Here is a 15,547-nt window from a genome sequence, read left to right as displayed (position 1 = left end):
AATTTTTAGTAGTTGGAGGGGTGCAGGCCATGACAAAAGAAGATTACCGGGAGAAGGTAGAGGAGCATCGTCAAGAGATTGACCTACATAACGAGTCAGGTACAAAAATGTCACGTGTTAGCCGACATCGAAAGAAAAACGGAAAAAAACAAACAAACCCGATTATGACGGTTTTAACAGTTGTCTTAATTTTTATTCCATTAGTTATTTTAGCTTATGTGTGGTTGATCTATGAACCAAATACATCTGCAAGTGAAAACGTAAATGCGGATAAGAAGGACGACTTAGTAGTGGAGATTCAAAAACAGGATCCGAAAACACAGCCATCTGCTACTAACGATGACGAAGAAAAAGAAGAAACAAATGATGACAATACGGCCGAAGTGGATGAGGCTAAAGCTAAAGCGGAAAAAGCTGCTGAAGAAGCGAAAAAGGCGGAAGCAAAAATCGCAAAAGAAAAAGCTGAAAAAGAAGCAGCGGAAATAAAAAAGGCGGAACAAGCACAGAAGGCAGCGGCGGCTAAAGCGAAAGAGCAGGAAGCGAAGAAAAAAGCTGCTCAAGCACAGCAAAAAACGCATACTGTACAATCGACTGACAATTTATACCGCATTGCATTAAAGTACTACGGTAATGGTGGTCCTGAATATGTTAATAAAATAAAAGCTGCCAACAATTTATCATCCGACAGTATTGCGACAGGGCAAGTTTTAGTAATTGTTCCATAATTTTTTCTATCTTGTATAACGACTAGTAAAAAGACGAACCGTTCCGGCTCTCGTCTTTTTCTTTATGAAAGAAATTTATTATTTTAGAAAACTTAATAATACTACGTTAAATTAATGGTTAATAAAACATTAAATCAGGCTATTGTATAATTAGTCTTTTTTGAATTGGAGGACCGTGTATGGTCATAATAAGTATTATCGGAATCGCCTGTATTTCAGTGCTTCTCTATATGTATAAAGAAGCGCATGAAAATAATATCCGGTCACATGAAGTGAAAGCAAATGGCGAAAGTGAAACAATCCATCTATTTTTTATATCGGATACGCATGCGCGCAAAATTAATGAGGCGATGATTGATTCGATTGATCAAAATATACATGCTGTCCTCATAGGGGGAGATTTTGTTGATCGTCGGACTTCTGAAGACACAGTGCTTCATAATATACGTATGCTTAAAAAACTTGGCCCTACCTATTTTATATGGGGGAATAATGATGTCGAATTCGGTGAACAAAAGCTGCGTCAACTACTGAAAGACCATCAAATCCATATTATAGAGAATGGGTCAATCAAGCTCGAAAGCAAAAATGATATGTCAGTGAGCGCGGTTTCATATCGTCCAGGGGAGCAGAACATCCAGCGTGCAATCGAGCAATGCGAAGAAAAGAACAACGTTTTCATTGCACATAATCCGGAGTTGTTCGGCAAAGTACATAAGCAGTTTCAGCCACTGCTCAGTATTGGGGCACATTTACATGGCGGGCAAATCCGCCTTGGGAAATTTGGACTGCAGCCGCACGGATATTTTAAAAAAATCAAAAACCGGTATGAACTTGTCAGTAACGGGTATGGTACGACTCTTGTCCCGATGCGCCTCTGCGCTAAGCCGGAAAGTCATTTTATTACAATTAAATTTGAGCAAGATGAATTGAAATGAGTAAATAATGTTTTACAGGAATTGGAATAAGGAGATGTTAGTATGCAAAAGGTAGAAGCAATCATTGTTGGTGGAGGTCCTTGTGGATTAGCTGCAGCGATTGAACTACAAAATCTCGGATTGTCGCCAATCATTATCGAAAAAGGTAATATTGTCAATGCGATTTACAATTACCCGACACATCAGACTTTTTTTAGTACGAGTGAAAAGTTGGCTATCGGTGATGTGCCGTTTATTATTGAGCAGCGAAAACCGAAACGCAATCAGGCACTCGTCTATTATCGTGAAGTGGTGAAGGCGAAAAAACTTCACGTAAATCGTTTTGAAACAGTGGAAAGTGTTAAAAAGACGGACGGTTTATTTCATGTACAGACAGATAAAGACAGCTATGAAACACCGTATGTAGTTATTGCAACTGGCTATTACGATCATCCGAACTATTTGAAGATACCGGGGGAAAGCTTACCGAAAGTCCATCATTATTTTAAAGAAGGACACCCGTTCTTCGATTTAAATGTACTTGTAATCGGCGGTAAAAACTCTGCAATTGATGCAGCATTGGAGCTCAATAAAGCAGGCGCACATGTGACAGTCATCTATCGGGGCAATGATTATTCCCCGAGCATTAAGCCATGGGTATTACCGGAATTTTTAGGGCTTGTCCGAGAAGGTGAAATTACAATGCACTTTAATACAGAAGTAAAAGAAATTAAAGAAAACGAAGTCATTGTGGAAATCGAGGGCAAACAAGAAACAATTGCTAATGATGTCGTATTTGCAATGACCGGTTATCACCCTGATCATCGCTTCATCCGTGAAATGGGCGTAGAGATTGATGAACAAACAGGAAGACCGACATTTAATCCTGAAACAATGGAAACAAATGTAGAAAATTTATTTATTGCCGGTGTCATTGCAGCAGGAAATAATGCAAATGAGATCTTTATTGAAAACGGCCGCTTTCATGGGAACATGATTGCTCAGAAAATTGCTCGTCAAACTACATAAGGGGTGAATGTTGTGAAGAAAAAAGTAGTGCTGATTACGACAGGTGGAACGATTGCGAGTACACGCAATAAGAAAAACAAACTGGAGTCCGGCAAGCTGGATGGGCAAGCCATTTTATCGATGTGCCAGCTTGAAAATGAGATGGATATTGAATTGATTGATTTATATCAGATTCCATCGATGCATATGACATTCGAAAATTTAAATCTATTGAATCAAACGGTCAAAAATGTATTTAAAGATCAAACGGTAAGCGGAATTGTCATTACACATGGTACGGACAGTTTAGAGGAGACGGCCTACTTTTTAGAGCTGACAATTCATGACGAACGTCCGGTTATTGTAACAGGTTCCCAAAAGTCACCTGGCGATATTGGTACAGATGTTTATTCCAATCTGCGCAATTCCTTATTGGTTGCTTCGAATGAAGAGGCAAAAAATATAGGGGTGTGCGTTGTCTTTAATGAAAAAATCATTCATTCTAAATACGTAAAAAAAATGCATTCTTCAAGCATTAACGGCTTTGGTTCAATCGGCTATGGGATGCTTGGCTTTATCGATAATGACGAGGTCATCATTTATCAGAAGCCAACCCATAAAGAAGTATACGAAACAAAAGAAAGCTATCCTGCTGTTGAAATAGTATTTGCCTATTTAGGAGCAAGTTCTATTATTTTGGATGCCCTCTATGAAGCAAATGTTGAAGGTGTGGTGCTAGTCGGTGCCGGCCGAGGACAAGTTGCTCCGAAAATGATGGATGCGATCGAAAAGCTTTGTCAAAAAGGAACGAAAGTTGTACTAACAACATCGACTGAAGAGGGACGTGTTTTCCCGACATACGATTATTACAGTAGTGCGAATTACTTGAAAGATACCGGTGTCATTATGGGCGGAGACTTTGATCCAAAGAAAGCGCGTCTAAAGCTCCTGTTGATGATTGCTAACGGTAATACGGATTTTGATACATTTATGCATTAATCATAAAAACTCGGCAGGAAATTAGCCGAGTTTTTATATTTTCTAGACAAATATTGGGTATGCTACACTGTTGTGAAAAAAATAGTGCTATACTAATTAGGAGTCAAGAATCGAAAGGAGCCGGCATGATGTTTATACTTTTATCAGCAGCGATTGCGCCGGGTTTAGCCCTTTTAAGCTACTTTTATTTACGCAATGAGATGGATACCGAACCACGGCGTACACTAATGCATTCATTCATATATGGTGGGGTTATTACATTCCCCGTTTTATTTATACAGTTCGTAATAAAAGAAGAACAGACATTTTCGAATCCTTTCTTTATCAATGCTGTTTTTACCAGTTCGATAGAAGAATTCGTGAAATGGCTCATTATTTTAGCGGTAATTTTACGTCATATTGAGTTTGATGATCCGTATGATGGTATTTTGTATGGTGCAGCTGTTTCATTAGGATTTGCTACTGTGGAAAACGTCCTCTATCTATTATCTTTCGGAATTGATCAAGCTTTTATGCGTGCGTTATTGCCGGTATCAAGTCATGCACTGTTCGGTGTAGTAATGGGTTACTATTACGGTAAAGGGAAGTTTTCAAGTAACGAAATACAGAAGAAATATATCGCGCTTGCACTCTTAGCCCCTGTAGGACTTCATATTATGTATAATTCAATTTTAATGTTAGAAGAATACTTTATGTATGTGATGCTGCCGTTTATGTTGTTTTTATGGACGTTTGCATTGCGCAAAGTAAAGCAGGCACACGAACATCTAATTGAGCACTTATCCCGCAGCAATCATTTATAAAAGGTTTGTTACAAATATTTTTGTAGCAAACCTTTTTCTATGTAAAAAACGGATTAGCAAACTCAAAATAAGTGATGAGAATATTCTCTATAGACATAAAAAAGCAACTTTACAATGTATAAACTTTTCAATTTTCTCCATCCTACTGAAAAAGGAGTGGAAATGTCAGTGAAAAAAATCGTCTTGTTCGTATTCATTATATCAAGTAGTTTTGTAAGTCATACATTTGCATTTTCAGGTCAGGATGTGCAACGGGGTGCATTTGGTGACGATGTAATTGAGTTACAGGCACGACTTCAATACTTAAGTTACTATAATGGAAAAATTGACGGAAAATTTGGTTATGGAACGTATTGGGCGCTTCGTAATTTCCAGGAGCAGTACGGGCTACCTGTAGACGGAATTGCCGGAAGAGCGACGAAGGAAAAGCTCGAGAATAATTCGGATTTTGATAAAGTATGGGTTCATAAACAAATCAATGCAGGGAACAGTTTTACGTATTATGGCGGAATAGCGTTGGAAAATCAGGTGAAAAAAGGCGGGAATGGCGGTAAAAGTGCAAATGATACAACCTCCATGCAGCTTCCGCCAGGCTACACAGATCAGGACTTGCAAATTTTAGCGAATGCAGTATACGGGGAAGCACGAGGCGAGCCGTATGAAGGACAAGTTGCAGTTGCAGCCGTAATTTTGAATCGTCTGGAATCACCGGAATTTCCGGATACGATTTCGGAAATTATTTTCCAACCGTTAGCTTTTACAGCAGTTGCGGACGGCCAGATTTGGCTTACACCAAATGAACGTGCCAAACAGGCTGTATTGGATGCAATTAACGGCTGGGACCCATCCGAGAATGCTTTGTATTATTTTAATCCTGTTACAGCGACAAGTGATTGGATTTGGTCTAGACCTCAAATCAAACAAATTGGTGAGCATATTTTCTGCTTATAGGCGGGGGTAAAACATGAAAAAATTTGCATATTTATTAGGTTTATTTGTCGTCATATTAGCCTTTGTTTCCTTTGATCTATTTACACAAAATAAGGATTTGGAGCGAGCTGTTTATGCTACCCAATCAAGGGACCTTTCGGCAGCCACTGAAAAATTATCGGTATTGCATACAACGGTAGAACAATCTTTACTCTTTCAGGATGAAAAAGCTCTAAATAATGAGTTGGATTCCATATGGCGGATGAGTAGTGATTTAAGAAAAACTGTCGCCAACTTACCGATCCAGGCAGAAGTACAAAATGAATGGATGCGTTATTTAGGAAGAATTGGTGATAATGCAAAACAAGCGGCCGCTACAGGAGACTACGAAAATTGGCGTAACAAAATGGGAACGGTAGCTTCCAATTTACATGCATTCGCAGAGGAATGGAATATTGCCACTGTTGCATTTTATGAAAATGACGGCAATTTTAAAAAATGGTCAACGAATCATACGACCAATCTTAAAGATTCGCCATTTATGAACGTATCGAAACAATTAAAAACATATAATGAAACCGATTTTCCATTAACGGCGAGTGAATCGGACTATGAGAAAAAGCGGGAATTACAGCATTTAAAAGATAAAAAAATTACGAAAAACGAAGCTATTCAAAAATTTAAAAACTTTTTCCCGAATATCGATGATTCGATTGTAACGGTTACGAAAAGCAGTGATGATGCACCATATCCGTTCTATCATATTCAATTTATCCACGGTTCAAAAATCGGTTATGCTGACATAACAGAAAATGGCGGTCACCTTCTTTCGTTCCTGCTAGAACGGCCGGTTAAAAAGGATGCACGTTCACATGAGGAGATTTTGAACACTGCAAAAAGCTTTATGAATAAAGTGGGATACACTGATGTGAAGCTTTCAGAGTCACGAGAAAATCACGAAGCATGGCATCTCGTGTTTACGCGAGTGTATGGAGATGATGAAGCATTAATTTACCCGGATAGTATTCAAGTGAAAATTGCGAAAGATAACGCTGAGATTTTAGGTGTCAACGCAATGGAATATATTCAGGAAGAGAAAATTAAAGAGCAAAGCGAAGTGCCGATAGATTGGGGTAAATTTTTTGCAGATCATGTAGGTGTTGAACAAGTGCAAAAAATTTATACAGGCAATGGAAATCTGGAACTTCGTAAATGTTATGAAGTCATTGCAAGGCTCGACAATAAGACACAGGATACGTATCGTGTTGTAATTGATGCGGAAACACATGAAGTAATTAAAAATGAAAAAGTGTTTTAGTTGCATGTATCTGGTGCAAGGTCCAGTAAAGTTAATTGTAAAAATATAGCTATATTTACATTCCCATGAGATAATAAAGTATCAATAATTTCTTATGGGGAGAGGCAAATGGAACTAAAAATTGGAACGCAACTAACGCTGGAGCCAACCTATACGGAAAGGGCCGAAAAATTTAAATGTCGAGTTGTCGATCGACAAGACAATATGATTTTTATCGATTATCCAATTAATACGGCAACTAAAAAAATCGCTTTTTTAATAGATGGTGCACAATTCCGAGCAACATTCAGTACCGAAAAAAAAGAAAGTTACTGCTTTAATACAGAAGTTTTAGGACGTAAAGGCGGCAATGTTCAGATGATTCTGCTTGCGTGTCCACCTGCTGAAGAATTTATTAAAATCCAGCGACGCGAATATGTTCGTGTGGAAACACCTGTAGATATTGCGATAGAACATGACGGACAGAAATTTCAGTTTGCGGCCGAAGACATTAGCGCAGGGGGAACATTAATTCATATTAAGTCACCTGTTAATTTTACTGAGGGCGATACAGTTAAAGCTTTCGTCGTCCTGCCATTTGTAAATGGTGAAATTCGCTATGTCGAAACAGATGCGAGAGTCGTGAACACGTTCGAACGTAATGAAATGACGATGGCATCATTGAATTTCACAGATACGGATGATTATGATAAGCAGCAGATTGTCCGATTCTGCTTCGAACGACAAGTAATGATCCGCAAAAAAGAAATGAATGAATTATAAGCGGGATTGGCTAGAACTTTGAATTGAAAGAACACTTAAATAGAAAACGGATATTTTGTAAAATTGATTGGAATGAAGGGCGACTCCAGCGGGAATTGCGTGATGCCTGAGACTAGGAACAAAAGCTAAGAACGCCACTTCCTGTGGCAACGCTTTTGTGACCAACATCCTGTTGGCCTCACGCCAGCGCAAAGCGTCCCGGAATGGAAATTAATTTTTACGCACAGCAAAAAAATGCCATTTTTCTCCGGAGAAAAATGGCATTTTTGCATTATGTGCCAGCCTGTTTTAAATAAGTACAACGAATGTGATGGGAGACGGTCCAGATTGTATGGAGGGGCAGCTTTTTTTCAAAAAATATAGCGTAAAGAAGGTAAAAATTTTTTCGGTTATGATACAATAGCAACGGAAAGTAGGGAGTTAATTATGATGAAAAAAATTCAAATTGCAATTGATGGTCCTGCAGGTGCGGGGAAAAGTACCATTGCAAAAATTGTAGCCGAAGCACTTCGATTTACATATATCGACACAGGTGCAATGTATCGGGCAGTGACGTATAAAGCGATGAAAGAAAACATACAATTACATGACGCAGAAGCAATTGAAAAAATGCTGCAAGAAACGGCGATTACATTGAAACCGTCGGAGCAGGGACAACTCGTTTTTGTGGATGGACAAGATGTGTCACAGGCTATACGTTCAAATGAAGTTACGGCAAATGTTTCAGAAGTTGCGGCGCATGCAAATATTCGTGAAATTCTCGTAGCGATGCAGCAAAAGCTGGCTGCGGACGGTGGAGTTGTCATGGATGGACGTGATATTGCAACACATGTATTAAAAGATGCAGAGCTTAAAATTTACATGTCTGCCACAGTCGAAGAACGTGCACATCGACGCTTCCTGGATAATGAACGCCGCGGTATTCCTTCAACAATCGAATCCTTACAGAAGGAAATTGCACTGCGGGACAAGCTTGATAGTGAACGTGAAGCTTCACCGCTCATCCAAGCAGAAGATGCTTTATTTTTAGATACGACGCATTTATCAATTGATGAAGCAGCGCAGGAAATTTTGAAATTAGCGCAGCAAAAGATGCAGTAAACGCTAGTGCAAAATGAAGCTAACGTACGAAATTTCTGAAAATAAAGGGTTATTTTTTGTCTTTGTAGAAATTATCGAATAAAATAAAAGTGGAATACGCGAAGGAGGGCTACATATGTCTGAGGAAATGAATTTAGGGTCAAACCAAAAATTTCAAGAAGGAGATATTGTGAAAGGTGTTGCTGAACAGGTTGAAGAGAAGTCAGTAACGGTTTCGATCGAGGGGGCACCTTTCGACGGGATTATACCTATTAGCGAACTTTCAAGCTTACACATTGAAAAAGCTTCTGATATAGTTTCAGTTGGCGATCAGCTAGAGCTTATGATTACGAAAGTTGAAGAAGAGAATTTTGTATTATCAAAACGCAAAGTAGATGCACTACACGCGTGGGATGAATTAAAAGCAAAATTCGAATCTGGTGAAGTATTCGAAGCAGAAGTAAAAGATGTTGTGAAAGGCGGACTTGTCGTCGATTTAGGCGTGCGCGGTTTCGTTCCGGCTTCACTCGTTGAAGATTATTTTGTTGAAGATTTTGAGGATTACAAAGGCAAAACATTACGTTTAAAAATTACAGAGTTAGATAAAGAAAAAGGCCGACTTATTTTATCTCATCGTGCAGTACTAGATGAAGAAAAAGCGTCGAAAAAGCAACAAGTGATTCAAAACATCCATCAGGGTGATATGCTGGAAGGTACTGTTCAGCGCTTGGCGAAATTCGGTGCGTTCATTGATTTGGGCGGCATCGATGGATTAGTCCACATTTCACAAGTAGCGCATGAACATGTTGAAGATATTTCAACGGTATTACAGGAAGGACAATCTGTCACTGTAAAAGTACTTTCAGTCGATATTCCGAATGAGCGTGTTTCATTATCAATCAAAGATACGCTTCCTGGTCCGTGGACAGACATTGAAGAAAAAGCTTCTAAAGGCGCAATCTTAACGGGTACTGTAAAACGTCTTGTTACATTCGGTGCGTTTGTAGAAGTATTCCCTGGTGTAGAAGGTCTTGTCCATATTTCTCAAATTTCCCACAAGCATATTACGACACCACATGAAGTCTTAAAAGACGGGCAAGAGGTGGAAGTAAAAGTACTTGAGGTAAATGAAGCGGAAAAACGCCTTGCACTAAGCATTAAAGCATTGCAGGAAGATTCAGCGAGCGACGAGGACTTCGATTACGAGCTGCCTGAAGAAACTAAAGGCTTCTCATTCAGCGATGTTATCGGTGATCAGCTAAAAGGATTTAAAAAATAATAACACGAAAACCGCCAATGTAAGCATTGCTTATGTGGGCGGTTTTTTTGCTTTTCGGGAAGTTGTTGTCTTCAGGGCGTGTGACTTTATTAGAACAATTATGCAGTTTACTAGAAAAAGATAGTTAGATTTTAGAAGAACTGTAATCAATATTTGAACAAATGGCATTCATTTTAGCACTTTTGGGAACTATATTAGAAAACCGCATATTTATTAGAACAAATAAAATTATATTAGATAATCTCTAACTATTATAGAAAATCACACCGTGCGAAAAGTTTGACGATAAATCGAAATCGATTTTGAATGTTGCGAAAAAATGATATAATAGTCAAATTCGTGTATAATACGGAAAGACAAGAGTTTGGAAGGATGAAGTACAGATGACAAAACCAGTAATCGCCATCGTAGGACGTCCGAACGTAGGTAAATCGACAATTTTTAACCGAATTGTTGGAGAACGTGTATCGATCGTGGAAGATATCCCAGGTGTAACACGTGACCGTATTTATAGTTCGGCTGATTGGCTAGCACATGAATTTAATATTATCGACACTGGTGGTATTGAAATTGGAGACGAGCCGTTTTTAGAGCAAATTCGTCAGCAAGCGGAAATCGCTATTGATGAGGCGGACGTTATTATTTTTATGACTAATGGACGTGAAGGTGTTACAGCTGCAGATGAACAAGTAGCAAGAATTTTATATAAAACTAAAAAACCGGTTGTCTTGGCAATTAATAAAATCGATAACCCGGATATGCGTCATATGATTTATGACTTCTATTCATTGGGCTTCGGTGAGCCTTGGCCGATTTCAGGTTCACACGGTTTAGGTTTAGGGGATTTATTGGATGAATGTGCCAAACATTTCCCGCAGCCGGATGAAGAACAATATGATGATGATACAATTAAATTCTCTTTAATTGGACGCCCGAATGTTGGGAAATCATCTCTTGTGAATGCCTTTTTAGGTCAGGATCGAGTTATTGTAAGTGAAATTCAAGGAACGACTCGTGATGCAATTGACTCTCCGTACTCATATGATGGACAAGATTATGTCATCATTGATACTGCAGGAATGCGTAAAAAAGGGAAAGTCTATGAATCAACAGAAAAGTATTCGGTACTTCGTGCACTGCGCGCAATCGAACGTTCAGATGTTGTTTTAGTTGTTCTGAATGCTGATGAAGGTATCCAGGAACAGGATAAAAAAATCGCTGGCTATGCACATGAAGCTGGTAAAGCAGTCATTATTGTTGTAAACAAATGGGATGCGATTGAAAAAGACGAAAAAACGATGAATCTCTTTACAGAGCAAATTCGTGAGCATTTCCTGTTTTTAGATTACGCACCGATCATTTTCGTTTCAGCAAAAACGAAACAGCGTGTCCACAATATTTTACCGATCATCAAGCGTGTGAGTGAAAACCATGCAATGCGTATTCAATCATCAATTTTAAATGAAGTAATTGAAGATTCGATCGCACGTAATCCGGCACCAACAGATAAAGGCAAGCGTTTACGTATTTACTATGCAACACAAGTAGCGATTAAACCGCCTACATTTGTTGTATTCGTAAATGAACCGGAAATGATGCACTTCTCATACGAGCGCTTTTTAGAAAACCGTATTCGAGAGACTTTCGACTTTGAAGGAACTCCAATACGCCTAATTACACGTGCTCGTGACTAAATCAATAAAAAGAACGCTAGTTTATGAAAATGAACTAGCGTTTTTGTTCATAATAGGGTTTGACTTGAAGGATAAATTTTCAACTGACTTTAAGTGAAATTGGGGGTTATTTAATGGAAAATGTAGTAGTTTTAGGAGCAGGTTCCTGGGGAACGGCACTGGCCATTGTTTTAGCTGAAAATGGTCATAATACGTTAATTTGGTCGCATCGCGAAGATCAGGCAGCTGAAATTAATGAACAGCATACAAATAAAAAATATTTGCCGAATACAATTTTGCCAAGTAACTTAAAGGCGACTTCAAATTTAGAAGAGGCTGCAAAACACGGTTCTACTATTGTAATGGCAGTACCGACAAAAGGGATTCGGGAAGTTTGCGGTAAGATTTCGGGCTACTTAACTGAGAAAGCATTATTTGTCCATGTTTCTAAAGGAATTGAACCGGATACATTAATGCGTATTTCAGAGCTGATGAAGGAAAGCCTTGCTGACAATGCAGTAAGTGATATCGTAGTTTTATCAGGTCCTTCGCACGCGGAAGAAGTCGTTTTAAAACATCCGACAACCGTAACGGCTGCTTGCGAAAATTTAGAAGCTGCGGAAAAGGTGCAGGATTTATTTATGAATCAGTACTTGCGTGTCTACACGAATGATGATGTAATTGGCGTTGAAATTGGCGGTGCACTTAAAAACGTCATCGCGCTGGCTGCAGGGATGACGGATGGTCTGGATTTCGGTGATAACGCAAAGGCTGCCTTGATAACACGTGGTCTAGCTGAAATTACGCGGCTCGGTGTAAAAATGGGCGGGAATCCATTTACGTTTGCCGGACTGACAGGTATGGGTGATTTAATCGTTACATGTACGAGTGTCCATTCCCGAAACTGGCGCGCAGGCAATATGCTCGGTAAAGGAATGAAGCTTGAACAAGTATTGGATGAGATGGGAATGGTTGTCGAAGGTGTACGTACGACAAAGGCTACATACCAGCTCTCAAAAAAATACGATGTTTCGATGCCGATAACATCAGCCTTATATGATGTGCTGTTTAATAATATGGAACCGAGAGCATTGGTCGAATCATTAATGTTGCGTACGAAAAAAAGTGAAATTGATGAGATGAGCTGAACTAGTATATTTTGCAGGATTTCCAATTAATTTAATAACTTGTCACAAATAAGGAGGGATACTTGTATGCCTCCTGTTTTTTTTTACCTGAAAAGGCTATAATTATTAGCGGTATCAACAATAAATAGAAAGGCGGTTTTAATAGTGCAACTTACTTTGCAGCTCATGCATCCACTATCAAATTTACTCTTAAATTCTGCACGTGGCCCATTAGCGAGCATGCATGCGTTAGATGTTATGTGGATTTCTTTTTATTCGATTGGTTTACTGTTAGTATCAATTCTCATTATTACAGCAGTCCGTAAGTGGGTACATAATATGGTTTTGTCATTTTTATTGAAATTAGTAGCTTATGTCATGTTTTTTATCGGCACATTGTTAATGGTACTTGTCATACTTACATGGCCGAACTAATATAGGGGGAAATACATAATATGAAATCATCAAAATGGTTTGTTCTTTTATCGTTGGTCATTTTAGTGTTGACCGGCTGCGGCTCACCGACAAATTTTGACCAGTCCAGTTTAAGGCCGGATGTCGATATGCTTGCCGGCGTACAGCGTGCGGTCAATGAATATCGAGAAGATACAGGGGTTCTTCCGATTAAAACACGTGACCAGGATACAGATATCTTCATTAAATACTTAATCGATTTTGAAAAGCTTATCCCAAAATATATCGGCTCACCGCCGGCAAATTCCTATGAGAAGGGCGGTATTTTCCAATATATCATTTGGGATCCGGAAGAAAATCCAACTGTAAAGCTCGTCGATTTACGAACACCGGAACGTATTCGTGAGATTAATATCCGTTTCAAAGGAACAACATATCCACAATTCAAAGATAAAATAGTGGAGCACGTCTACACGGTTAATTTTGAGAATATTGGCTATAAGGAAGATATAACTGTACAAAGTCCTTATTCGAACAATCAGCTCCCGATTGTCGTATCTGCTGAAGGGGATTTATATGTCGATTATTCGATTGATTTATATAATTATATGAAAGACAATAATATTACAGCAGAACCGGGTGATGACATTCGCGAAATATTGGTGGAAAACTTTCCGGTTGTCCCTGCTTACTCATTGCCATATACGGTAGATGAGAACAATGAGCCTGTCATTATGTATGATCCAACCAAAAAAGAAAATTAAACTAAAAAAGGTGTGTAAAAAGTTAAATCTTTCTGCACACCTTTTTCATATTTAAAAATGTCAGTACATATAGTGTTTTGATAATGAATACTTCTAATTGGAGAAGATTACGGTATATAAAGGAGGCAATACAATTAGCGAGCATATTTTTCAGCAATTGGCAGAACGTACGAATGGTGATCTTTATATCGGCGTTGTAGGACCTGTTAGGGTAGGGAAATCCACGTTTGTTAAGAAGGTAATGGAAGGCGTGATTTTACCTAATATCGAAAATGCCGAGGACCGTATGCGGGCGATGGATGAACTTCCTCAAAGCTCACCTGGACCAACAATTATGACGGCTGAGCCAAAGTTTGTCCCAGCACAGGGAACTACGGTTGCCTTTGGGGAAAGTGCAATACCGTTTCGTGTTAGATTGGTAGATTGTGTAGGTTATGTAATTGATGGAGCAAAAGGCTATGAAGATGAGTCAGGACCGAAGTTTGTGCAAACACCTTGGCATAATGAAGCGATAGCGTTTCAGGAGGCTGCTAAAATCGGTACCGACAAAGTTATTCGGGACCATGCCAATATCGGAATTGTTGTAACAACAGACGGAACTGTAAATGGCATGTCGCGAGCAGCGGTAGAAAAAGCGGAGCAGCAAATTATTGAGCAGCTTACAGAGATCGGAAAGCCTTTTGTCATTGTGCTCAATAGTACGACACCGCATTCAGCTGAAACACTGCACTTACAAAATGCCCTGGCACAAAAATATGATGTTCCTGTTATTCCGACAGCCATTCAACATATGCAGTTGAATGACGTAATGCTCATTTTGCAAGAAGCATTATTTGAATTTAATGTGAATGAAATTCAAGTGGAAAAACCGGATTGGTTGGATGTTTTAGATGATACTCACCATTTAAATGAAACATTGGCATTTGCGACGGCGCAATTACAAGATGATGCAATGAAAATCCGTGATGTGGAAGCTGCAAGTCAACTGCTTCGCGAAATAGATTTTGTAGAAAGTTGCACCGTTGAAAATATTGATGCTGGACAGGGGATTGCGACATTACGTGTCAACATTCACAATGATTACTATAAGGAAACGTGTACCGAGTTTCTTGAAAAACCAGTCGATACAAAGAAAGAGTGGCTCCTATTTATTAAGGAAGCTTCAGAGGCAAAAGCAGCACAGCGAAGATTCCGCGATGCGATTGAACAAGCGAAGGAACACGGCTATGGTGTCACACTGCCTGCGATGGATGAATTTGATCCGAGCGAGCCGGAGCTGATCGAGCAAAATAATTTCTATGGTGTTCGTATGAAGGCGAAAGCCCCTTCTTATCACATTATCCGAATTGATATGGAAGCGGAATTCTCACCATTAATCGGATCTGAATTCCACAGTCAGCACTTGCTGAAAGACTTGCAGCATGCGTATGAATTTGACCGCCAGGCATTATGGCAAACGCAATTGTTTGGGACACCGCTTCATGAAGTACTGACGGAAAGTATCCGTTTCAAAATGAAAAGTGTTCCGACACATGCGAAAAATAGAATGCGCCTCATGCTGGAAAGATTAATAAACGAAGGCGAAAGAGGTTTAATCACGTTTATTATCTAACATACTAATTGAATAGGAAGTACCTACGATTACAGGACCGTTCACTTTTATAGGTGAATTGTCCTGTAATTTTAGTTTTTTTTCAAAAAATGTTGAAATATATACAAAACATGAAGGAATTCAGTTGCGTCGCGGT

15 protein-coding genes are annotated in these 15,547 nt (G+C 39.1%); all 15 read left to right on the top strand.

The genetic code is table 11. The features are described from left to right. Positions 1–29 precede the first annotated feature (29 nt). Positions 30–725, top strand: a complete 696-nt coding sequence (locus tag ACQKN3_RS07990) for a LysM peptidoglycan-binding domain-containing protein (RefSeq protein ID WP_251688914.1) — start codon at positions 30–32, stop codon at positions 723–725. Between the two features lie 179 nt (positions 726–904). After that, entirely contained in the window at positions 905–1,663 is a 759-nt protein-coding gene (locus tag ACQKN3_RS07985; protein ID WP_427710660.1) for a metallophosphoesterase, read from the top strand. A gap of 42 nt (positions 1,664–1,705) precedes the next feature. Then, a complete protein-coding gene (locus ACQKN3_RS07980) occupies positions 1,706–2,671 on the top strand; it encodes a YpdA family putative bacillithiol disulfide reductase (RefSeq protein ID WP_251688910.1) in 966 nt (321 codons plus the stop codon). Positions 2,672–2,683: 12 nt separating this feature from the next. Next, on the top strand, positions 2,684–3,649 hold the full coding sequence (locus tag ACQKN3_RS07975) for an asparaginase (protein ID WP_251688908.1): 966 nt from the start codon (positions 2,684–2,686) through the stop codon (positions 3,647–3,649). 128 nt (positions 3,650–3,777) lie between these two features. Continuing rightward, the gene (gene prsW / locus ACQKN3_RS07970) at positions 3,778–4,452 is read left to right on the top strand and encodes a glutamic-type intramembrane protease PrsW (RefSeq protein WP_251688907.1); all 675 of its coding nucleotides are present in this window, start codon (positions 3,778–3,780) and stop codon (positions 4,450–4,452) included. Between the two features lie 162 nt (positions 4,453–4,614). Continuing rightward, entirely contained in the window at positions 4,615–5,403 is a 789-nt protein-coding gene (sleB, locus tag ACQKN3_RS07965) for a spore cortex-lytic enzyme (protein ID WP_251688892.1), read from the top strand. Between the two features lie 13 nt (positions 5,404–5,416). Beyond that, positions 5,417–6,700 carry a PepSY1/2 domain-containing protein gene (locus tag ACQKN3_RS07960; protein ID WP_427710656.1) on the top strand — a complete coding sequence of 428 codons (1,284 nt, stop codon included), beginning with the start codon at positions 5,417–5,419 and terminating at the stop codon, positions 6,698–6,700. Positions 6,701–6,808: 108 nt separating this feature from the next. Next, the gene (locus ACQKN3_RS07955; protein WP_251688888.1) at positions 6,809–7,462 is read left to right on the top strand and encodes a flagellar brake protein; all 654 of its coding nucleotides are present in this window, start codon (positions 6,809–6,811) and stop codon (positions 7,460–7,462) included. Between the two features lie 426 nt (positions 7,463–7,888). Next, complete coding sequence (cmk, locus tag ACQKN3_RS07950) at positions 7,889–8,563, top strand: (d)CMP kinase (protein ID WP_079525837.1); 675 nt, start codon at positions 7,889–7,891, stop codon at positions 8,561–8,563. A gap of 115 nt (positions 8,564–8,678) precedes the next feature. Then, a complete protein-coding gene (gene rpsA, locus ACQKN3_RS07945; RefSeq protein WP_251688885.1) occupies positions 8,679–9,821 on the top strand; it encodes a 30S ribosomal protein S1 in 1,143 nt (380 codons plus the stop codon). A gap of 383 nt (positions 9,822–10,204) precedes the next feature. Further along, complete coding sequence (gene der, locus ACQKN3_RS07940) at positions 10,205–11,515, top strand: ribosome biogenesis GTPase Der (protein ID WP_251688883.1); 1,311 nt, start codon at positions 10,205–10,207, stop codon at positions 11,513–11,515. Positions 11,516–11,628: 113 nt separating this feature from the next. Beyond that, complete coding sequence (locus ACQKN3_RS07935; protein ID WP_251688881.1) at positions 11,629–12,642, top strand: NAD(P)H-dependent glycerol-3-phosphate dehydrogenase; 1,014 nt, start codon at positions 11,629–11,631, stop codon at positions 12,640–12,642. A gap of 144 nt (positions 12,643–12,786) precedes the next feature. Next, complete coding sequence (locus ACQKN3_RS07930) at positions 12,787–13,056, top strand: DUF2768 domain-containing protein (RefSeq protein ID WP_251688880.1); 270 nt, start codon at positions 12,787–12,789, stop codon at positions 13,054–13,056. A gap of 20 nt (positions 13,057–13,076) precedes the next feature. Beyond that, positions 13,077–13,799, top strand: a complete 723-nt coding sequence (locus ACQKN3_RS07925; protein WP_427710652.1) for a hypothetical protein — start codon at positions 13,077–13,079, stop codon at positions 13,797–13,799. 97 nt (positions 13,800–13,896) lie between these two features. Next, entirely contained in the window at positions 13,897–15,411 is a 1,515-nt protein-coding gene (gene spoIVA, locus ACQKN3_RS07920) for a stage IV sporulation protein A (RefSeq protein ID WP_285848802.1), read from the top strand. Positions 15,412–15,547 lie beyond the last annotated feature (136 nt).

The sequence above is a fragment of the Solibacillus sp. NPDC093137 genome, assembly GCF_050280445.1.
GTDB lineage: Bacteria > Bacillota > Bacilli > Bacillales_A > Planococcaceae > Solibacillus > Solibacillus isronensis_B.
This window is presented reverse-complemented; position numbering and strand designations above follow the sequence as displayed.

Bases quoted from the DNA above. Each gene is read 5' to 3' on its own strand.
- ACQKN3_RS07990 (WP_251688914.1), top strand. From the start codon at position 30: ATGACAAAAGAAGATTACCGGGAGAAGGTAGAGGAGCATCGTCAAGAG.
- ACQKN3_RS07985 (WP_427710660.1), top strand. From the start codon at position 905: ATGGTCATAATAAGTATTATCGGAATCGCCTGTATTTCAGTGCTTCTC.
- ACQKN3_RS07980 (WP_251688910.1), top strand. From the start codon at position 1,706: ATGCAAAAGGTAGAAGCAATCATTGTTGGTGGAGGTCCTTGTGGATTA.
- prsW (WP_251688907.1), top strand. From the start codon at position 3,778: ATGTTTATACTTTTATCAGCAGCGATTGCGCCGGGTTTAGCCCTTTTA.
- sleB (WP_251688892.1), top strand. From the start codon at position 4,615: ATGTCAGTGAAAAAAATCGTCTTGTTCGTATTCATTATATCAAGTAGT.
- ACQKN3_RS07960 (WP_427710656.1), top strand. From the start codon at position 5,417: ATGAAAAAATTTGCATATTTATTAGGTTTATTTGTCGTCATATTAGCC.
- ACQKN3_RS07955 (WP_251688888.1), top strand. From the start codon at position 6,809: ATGGAACTAAAAATTGGAACGCAACTAACGCTGGAGCCAACCTATACG.
- cmk (WP_079525837.1), top strand. From the start codon at position 7,889: ATGATGAAAAAAATTCAAATTGCAATTGATGGTCCTGCAGGTGCGGGG.
- rpsA (WP_251688885.1), top strand. From the start codon at position 8,679: ATGTCTGAGGAAATGAATTTAGGGTCAAACCAAAAATTTCAAGAAGGA.
- der (WP_251688883.1), top strand. From the start codon at position 10,205: ATGACAAAACCAGTAATCGCCATCGTAGGACGTCCGAACGTAGGTAAA.
- ACQKN3_RS07935 (WP_251688881.1), top strand. From the start codon at position 11,629: ATGGAAAATGTAGTAGTTTTAGGAGCAGGTTCCTGGGGAACGGCACTG.
- ACQKN3_RS07925 (WP_427710652.1), top strand. From the start codon at position 13,077: ATGAAATCATCAAAATGGTTTGTTCTTTTATCGTTGGTCATTTTAGTG.